Origin of the sequence: Bacillus sp. GMa5/1 (genome assembly GCF_050172015.1) — a bacterium.
In the GTDB taxonomy this organism is placed as follows: domain Bacteria; phylum Bacillota; class Bacilli; order Bacillales; family Bacillaceae_G; genus Bacillus_A; species Bacillus_A cereus.
On sequence record NZ_JBNLYC010000412.1, the window covers coordinates 1 to 1,165 of the forward strand.

Consider the following 1,165-nt stretch of genomic DNA (forward strand, 5'->3'; position numbering starts at 1 on the left):
ACATACAAAATTAAATAATGTGTAATATACACTTAATTAATTTTTTGGATTGTAATTTTGAACTAATTTTTTTAATTTATACTCTGTAGCATAAGCATCAGCAGCTATAATTGCATCAAAAACCATTTCTGGTGAAATTTCAAATGGCATATTATGTATAGTTTCACCATCTTGACAGGCAGCTTCAGCCACTTTCATCAATTCTTCTTTACTTGCATCACCTAGGTTCAGATCTTCAAGTGTAGTAGGTAAGCCAAGCTTGATACAAAAATCAATGTAGTTATATAGTTCTTCAGTTGTCCAAGATTCCAATGCCATTTGTACTAATGTGCCAAATGCAACCTTTTCTCCATGCATCAAATCATGAGTCTTATCATGTAAAACAGTAAAACCATTATGGATGGCATGAGCTGCAGCTAACCCCACACTTTCAAATCCAAGGCCACTAAGCAAGGTATTTGCCTCTATTACGGCTTCAACTGCTGGAGTAACAGTTTTTTGTTTAACTGCTAAAAGAGCAGCTTCTCCATATTGAAATAAGGTATCCCAACAGAGTTCTGCAATCTTAGCAGCTGCTAAGGTAGATAGTCCACCAGCCATAGCGGGTTTTCGGGATTCTAAATTTGCTCTAGCTTCAATCCATGTAGCCATTCCGTCTCCAATCCCAGCAGCTAAAAATCTGGATGGAGCTTGTGCAATGACTTGGGAATCTACTAAAATAATATCCGGATTTTTTAAATAAAATTTGTATTTCTCAAATACTCCATCATCAGAGTAAATAACAGAAAGAGAACTGGTTGGTGCATCTGTTGAGGCAATAGTGGGAACGCTTACAACTTTGGCCGAAAGAATTTCTCCTACCGCTTTTGCTGTGTCTACTGATTTACCACCACCAATACCAATGATTACATCAGCACCAAATTCTTTTCCTATTTTCTCAATTCTTGCAATTTCATTTTCAGAACTTTCACCATTAAAACCGACTTTTTCAAAGCTTAGATTTTGTTTATGAAAGCTTTCCATAACTTTTTCACCAACAAGATGCCAAACACATTCATCTACAATAACTAATAAATTGGTTCCTAGAGGTTTTACATACTCTCCAATTTTTTTAATTACATTTCTTCCCTGAATATATTTTTGCGGGCTAATTAGGATACGTTCC

The 1,165-nt window shown here is 35.5% G+C and carries 1 protein-coding gene; it reads right to left on the reverse strand.

What is annotated here, in order from left to right; all coding sequences use genetic code 11:
- Positions 1 to 36 precede the first annotated feature (36 nt).
- A partial coding sequence (locus tag ACQGSG_RS29060) for a glycerol dehydrogenase (protein WP_426948763.1) occupies positions 37 to 1,165 on the reverse strand: 1,129 nt, incomplete at its 5' end.